Source organism: Saccharopolyspora sp. 7B (assembly GCF_020177435.1).
Lineage (GTDB): Bacteria > Actinomycetota > Actinomycetes > Mycobacteriales > Pseudonocardiaceae > Saccharopolyspora_C > Saccharopolyspora_C gregorii.
The window spans coordinates 1-5,978 of sequence record NZ_JAIUKC010000248.1 but is presented as its reverse complement, the minus strand read 5'-3'; the positions used below and the strand labels follow the sequence as shown (position 1 = coordinate 5,978).

The following is a 5,978-nucleotide window of genomic DNA, read 5'->3' as shown; positions in this document are numbered from 1 at the left end:
CCGCTCCGGCGGCTCCCCGCTCCGCCCTGCCCCGACGCCCCGGTACCCGATTTCCCGGTTCCCGACGAGCGACTCGCCGCCCCGCCCCCGCCCCCCCCCGCCCCCGCGCGCGCCCCCCCCCCCCCCCCCCCCGGCGGTGGGTCAGCCGCCGACCACGCCCCGCGTCATGGCGCGGGCGCTGCCGAGGTAGTTGGCGGGGTCGCAGAGCTCGTCGATGCGCCGCTCGCCGAGCCGCTCCACCAGTTCCGGGTGCCCGCGCAGCTCGGTGGCGAGGTCCTGCCCGCCCTCGATGGCGCGGCGGCAGGCGTCGTAGACCACCTCGTGCGCCCGCTGGCGGCCCAGTTCGGGCGCGACCGCCATCATCACGGCCTCGGCGACGATGAGACCGCCGGTCAGGTCGGTGTTGGCGCGCATCCGGTCGACGTCGACTTCGAGGCCGCCGAGCATGAATTCGGCCTGGTGCAAGGAGGAAGCGGCCAGCTGGAACGCCTCCGGGACGGTCGCCCACTCCAGGTGCCACGGCCCGGTGGCCCGCTCGAAGTCCTGCATCATCGCGTCGAGCATGGTGGCGGCCCGGTCGCGCAGCAGCTTCGCCGCCGCCACCATCAGCTCGCTGGAGATGGGGTTGCGCTTCTGCGGCATGGTGGAGCTCGCGCCGCGGCCGGGCACGAACGGTTCGGCGACCTCGCCGAACTCGGACGAGCACAGCATCGTCACGTCCCACCCGATCTTGCCGAGCGAACCGCCGATCGCCGCCAGCAGCGACACGATCTCGTTGAGCCCGTCCCGGGCCACGTGCCAGGTGATCTCCGGGTCGCGCAGCCCCAGTTCGGCCGCGAGAGCCGCGCGGACCGCGAGCCCCTCCGGCCCGGAGCCGAGGGACGCCAGGGTTCCGGCCGCCCCGCCGAACTGGACCATCAGGTCGCGTTCGCGGGCCGCGGCCAGCCGCTCGGCGTGGCGGTCCAGCGCGGAAACCCAGACGGCGCACCGGAATCCGAACGTCACCGGCAGCGCGTGCTGCAGGTGGGTGCGCCCGGCCGCCACCGAGTCGACGTGCTCCGCGGCCAGCCGCCGCAGCACCGCCCGCACCCGATCGAGAGCGGTGGCGACGAGGTCCAGCCCGTCGCGGCACTGCAACATCGTCGCGGTGTCCATGATGTCCTGGGTGGTCGCGCCCCAGTGCAGGTAGCCGCCCGCCTCGCCGCACTGCTCGGCGAGCTGGGTGACCAGCGGCAGCACCGGGTAGCCGACGTTCTCGGTCTCGGTGCGCAGCCGTTCCAGGTCGAGCGCGACCGGGTCGACCGAGTCGGTGATGATGCGCGCCGCCTCGGCGGGGACCACGCCGACGGTGGCCTGCGCGCGGGCGAGGGCGCTCTCGGTCTCGGTCATCCGCGCGAGGAAGCTCGCGTCGCTGAAGACCTCGCGCATCGGGCCGGTGGAGAACATCTCCCGGTACAGGACCGAGTCGAACACGGTGCTGCTCATGCGTTGCTCCCGGAGGTCGTGGGGTCGGTGCCGCGCGCGGCGGCGATCTGTTCGGGTTCGGGTTCCCGGTCGAGCAGCGCCGGATCGGCCAGGACGGCGCGCAACCGGTCCCGGTCCAGGTCGCCGTTCCACCGCGAGATCACCAGCGTGGCCACCACGTTGCCGAAGGTGTTGCAGGTGGAGACCGCCATCGACATCACCCGGTACACGCCGAACAGGATCGCGACGCCGTCCACGGGCAGGTAGCCGGTGGCGGTGATCGTGGAGGCGAACACCACGAACGTCCCGCCGGAGACGGTCGCCGCGCCCTTCGAGGTCAGCAGCATGATCAACAGCAGGCCGAGCTGCTGCTCCAGCCCCATCGGGATGCCGTAGGCGTTGGCGAGGAACAGCGTGCACAGCGCCATGTACAGCGAGGTGCCGTCGAGGTTGAACGCGTACCCGGTCGGCAGCACCAGCCCGACGGTCTGCTGCGACATCCCCATCCGCGGGAGCTTCTTGAGCAGGCCGGGCAACCCGGCCTCGGAGGAGGCCGTGCCGAGCACCAGCGTCAGCTCGGTGCGGACCGCGCGCAGCAGGCGCAGCACGTTCACCCCGATGGCCAGGCAGATCCCGCCGAGCACGACGAGGACGAACAGCGCGACCACGATCCAGTACTCGGCCACCAGCTCGGCCAGGGCCAGCAGCATCGCGGACCCGTTGGTGCCGACCGAGTACGCGATGGCGCCGAAGGTGCCGAGGGGCGCCAGCCGCATGATCACGCCGATCATCGCGAAGAAGCCCTCGGACGCGGTCTCCAGCCCGGCGCCGAGCCGGGTCCGCACAACGGGCGCCATCGAGAGCAACCCGATGCCGAACAGCACGGCGATGACCACGACCTGCAGCAGGTGCCCGGAGGTGAACGCGCCGGCGAAGTTGTCCGGCACCACGGTGTCCAGGAAGTCCTCGTGCGCACCGGTGTCCGGGGCCGCCGGGTGCTGCGCGCCGCGCAGCGCGCCCGCTCCGGTGCCGACGCCGGTCAGGTTCCCCACCAGCAGCCCCAGCAGCAGGGCGACGGTCGAGACGACCTCGAAGTAGACCAGGGCGAGGAGTCCGGTGCGCCCGGCCTTCTTCAGGTCTCCGGCCGAGGCGAAGCCGAGCACGATGGTGAAGAACACCAGCGGCGCGACCGCGACCTTGATCAGGTCGAGGAAGACGTCCCCGACGACCTTCAGGTGGGCGGAGAACCCGGGGAACGCGGCACCGACGGCGATGCCCAGCACGATCGAGATCAGCACCTGGTTGCCGACGCCGGTGTACCAGCGGGAGCGGCGGGCCGGTGCGCCTCCGTCGCGGAGCTGCTCCGCTGACTTCATGCCTGCACCTCTTTGTGTCTAGACAGTTTCTGTCTAGACAGAATTGAGGCTGCGGTGCCCTCCTGTCAATGCCCGCGCGCAGGGCACTACTGCCCGGAGCGGACCAGCGTCGTGCGGTAGCTGAAGCTGCCGCCCGGGTGCACCCCGACCGTCACCTCGAACAGCTCGCCCGCCGCGTCGAAGTAGCGCCGGACGAACTCCAAGGCCGGGCAACCGGTTTCCAGCCCGAGCGCCGCCGCCGGCTCCGCGGGCATCGGCACCGCCCGCACCTGCTGGTCCACCCGGTGCGTCGTCCGGCCGGTGCGCTCAGCCAGCAGGTCGCTGATCAACCGGGTGCTGCGGCCCAACTCGCCGGACACCACCGCCGCGTCCTCCGGCGCCAGGTACACCTGCGACCAGGACACCACCGAGCCCTCCTCGGCCCGGCGCAGCGTCGTCAACCGGGCGCGCGCCGCGCCCACCGGGAACCCGGTCACCGCCGCCAGCTCGGCGTCCACCGCGACCTCCGCGACCTCCGCGACCTCCCGCACCGCGTCCCTGCCGTACTGGGTCAGCTCTTCCAGGCTGTTCAACGAGGTGTCGAAGCGCTCCACCGGGGCCAGCCGCCGCACCCGGGTGCCGTCGCCCTTGCGCCGCGACACCAGGCCCCAGGACTCAACCTCGCGCAGCGCGTTGCGCAACGTCTCGCGGGAGACGCCGAACCGGGCCGCCAACTCGGGTTCGGGCGGCATCCGCTCCCCCAGCGGCCAGCTGCGCGCCCCGATGTCCGCCGCCAGCTCGCGGGCGATCCGCAGGTAGCGCGGCTCCTTCATCGACGACGTCTCGACACCCTCCACTCCCGCAGCCTCCCACACCGCCCGCTCCCGCCCGGGTGAACGGCCCGCCCGGCGGACGAGCGGACCGATCACCCGCGGCCGTCAGGCGAAGGCGGTGCGGGGAGCCGCGACGCGGTCGATCTCGCCGTCGGCGATCGTCTCGCCGCGGGCGTTCGCGGGACGATCCGGCGGCGATTCGGTCGCGGGTCTCCCCACGGGGCCGCGGTTGCTCTAGGGTCCGGTGCCACTCGACGAAGGTGGGCTGCCATGTCCGAACGTTCCGCGCGCGGGTCCTGGCGCAAGCGGCTGCGCAACACCGGATGCCTGATCGCCCTGGTGATCGTGCTGGTGCTGCTGGGGTTGGTCGTGCTGCTCGCGGTGATCGCGAAGGATCCGAGCGGCGCGGCGGGCGGGGTGAACCACTGGTGGGGAGCGCTCGGCGACGGGGCCCGCTCGGTGCTCAGCGCCCCGATCGACTTCTTCCGCTCCCTGCTCCGCTTCGGCGAGGAGATCGGCGGCTGACGCGCGAGCTCGACGATCGTCGAGCGGAGCGCGGTCCGCCGGGTCGCGTCACCTACCCCACCCGGCAGCGCGGTCGTGCCGGTCGGGGCAGACCGCTGACGCGCCCCGGAACCCGGAGACGTCCGGGCCGGGGCAGGGGCTGACCGGTCAGCGGGTGGTGGACTCGGACAGTTCGGCGGCAGGAATGTCCACTTCGGACTTCGGGCGTGATTTCAGCTCGCTGACCAGGGTGCCAATGATGATCAGCGCGGCGCCGACGAGCGCGAGCCCCGGCAGCCGATCCCCCGCCAGGCGACCGAAGATCCCGCCCCACACGGGTTCGCCCGCGTAGATGATCGTGGCACGCGTCGGCGGGACCTCGCGCTGCGCCCAGTTCATCGCGATCTGGATCAGGCAACTCGCCGCGCCGAGCCCGAGCGCCGCCACCAGCCACACCCAGGAGAACGCGGGCAGCGCCTCACCGGCCACCGGCATCATCGCCAGCGACAGCGCACCGCTGACCAGCAGCTGCACCACGGTGACCCCGCCGAGGCGGACCTTCCCGGCGAACGTCCCGATCAGCACGATCTCCGCGGCGATGGCCACCGCGCCGACGAGCGTGGCGAGCTCCCCGCCGCTCATCGAGATCCCCGCCGCCCCGGGACCGGCCAGCAGCACCAGCCCGGCGAAGGCGAGCGCGGCACCGACCAGCGCCGGCACCGGCGGCGCCTTGCGGAACACCGCCCACTGCAGCAGCGGCACCATCGGCACGTACAGCGCGGTGATGAACGCCGAGGAACTGCTGCTGATCGTCTGCAACCCCCAGGTCTGCAACCCGTAGCCGAGGAAGATCGTGAGGCCGATCGCCGCCCCGGCGCCCAGCTCCCGCGGGCTAATGCCCCGCAACGCCCGGCGGAACACCACGAGGCTGAGCACGCCCGCGGCCAGGAACCGCACGCCGACGAAGAACAGCGGCCCGCAGTAGCGCATGGCGGTGTGGATGACCAGGAACGTCCCGCCCCAGATCACGGTGATGCCCACCAGCGCCAGCTCGTGCCGGTTCACCACCCGACTCGAATGTGCAACATATTGCACCACGTTATGTGTAGAATCCTGCACGTGCAAGAGCCGCCCCCGGACGTCCTGGTGCACGTCGCGGACAACCTCCGCCGACTGCGCCACGAGGCCGGGCTCAGCCAGTCCGCGCTCGCCGCCGAAGCCGGGCTGAGCAGGCGCACGATCATCAACCTGGAAGCGGGCGAGGCGAACATCGGCCTCTCCGGGCTCGACAAGCTCGCCCGCACCCTCGGCGCCACCCTCGTCGAGGTCGTCAGCCCGCCGTCCGCCCCGCCCGGCAGGATCGAGGCGACCGCGTGGCGCGGCGCCGAGGCCGACAGCCGCGCGGTGCTGCTCGGCAGCGCGCCCGCTCGTGACCAGGCGCAGCTGTGGACCTGGAGCCTCGCCGCCGGTGACCGCTACGACGCCGAACCGGACCCCGCCGGCTGGCACGAGATGGTCTTCGTGACGGCCGGGCGGCTGCGCATCGAGCGCGAGGACGAGGTGGCGGTCGTGGACGCGGGCGACTACGCGATCTACTCCAGCGCGCAGCGGTACTCCTACGTCAACGACGCCGCGGGGACCACCACGTTCCTCCGCAACGTCGTCTCCTGACCGACGTGGGGGGGGGGGGGGGGGGGGGGGGGGGGGGCGGGCCCCCCCCCCCCCCCCCCCCCCCCCCCCCCCCGCGCCGGATCTCCTCCGCCACCTGCTCGTCGATGCCGTCATCGGTGATCAGCGTGTCCACGTCGGCGAGGTCGCCGAA

General features: G+C 72.8%; 6 protein-coding genes. 2 read left to right on the top strand and 4 right to left on the bottom strand.

Going from position 1 to position 5,978, the window contains the following annotated elements:
• Positions 1–141: 141 nt before the first annotated feature.
• The 3 genes from LCD33_RS28090 to LCD33_RS28080 all read right to left on the bottom strand — a co-directional run bounded on the left by LCD33_RS28090 (position 142) and on the right by LCD33_RS28080 (position 3,652).
• Complete coding sequence (locus tag LCD33_RS28090) at positions 142–1,485, bottom strand: adenylosuccinate lyase family protein (RefSeq protein ID WP_224957596.1); 1,344 nt, start codon at positions 1,483–1,485, stop codon at positions 142–144.
• Positions 1,482–2,840: a cation:dicarboxylate symporter family transporter gene (locus LCD33_RS28085; RefSeq protein ID WP_224957595.1), complete on the bottom strand. Its 1,359-nt coding sequence runs from the start codon at positions 2,838–2,840 to the stop codon at positions 1,482–1,484. Before LCD33_RS28085 ends, LCD33_RS28090 begins: the two co-directional genes overlap by 4 nt.
• A gap of 86 nt (positions 2,841–2,926) precedes the next feature.
• Positions 2,927–3,652 (bottom strand): GntR family transcriptional regulator, encoded by a 726-nt coding sequence (locus LCD33_RS28080; protein WP_224965805.1) that lies wholly within the window; start codon positions 3,650–3,652, stop codon positions 2,927–2,929.
• Between the two features lie 270 nt (positions 3,653–3,922).
• Between LCD33_RS28080 and LCD33_RS28075 the strand changes: the two genes are divergently transcribed.
• The gene (locus LCD33_RS28075) at positions 3,923–4,177 is read left to right on the top strand and encodes a hypothetical protein (protein WP_224957593.1); all 255 of its coding nucleotides are present in this window, start codon (positions 3,923–3,925) and stop codon (positions 4,175–4,177) included.
• 147 nt (positions 4,178–4,324) lie between these two features.
• On the opposite strand, the gene LCD33_RS28070 is transcribed toward LCD33_RS28075, so the two are convergent.
• On the bottom strand, positions 4,325–5,221 hold the full coding sequence (locus tag LCD33_RS28070) for a DMT family transporter (RefSeq protein ID WP_224957592.1): 897 nt from the start codon (positions 5,219–5,221) through the stop codon (positions 4,325–4,327).
• A 54-nt stretch (positions 5,222–5,275) separates the two neighbouring features.
• On the opposite strand from LCD33_RS28070, the gene LCD33_RS28065 reads away from it, so the two are divergent.
• Positions 5,276–5,827, top strand: a complete 552-nt coding sequence (locus LCD33_RS28065; RefSeq protein WP_224957591.1) for an XRE family transcriptional regulator — start codon at positions 5,276–5,278, stop codon at positions 5,825–5,827.
• Positions 5,828–5,978: the final 151 nt, after the last annotated feature.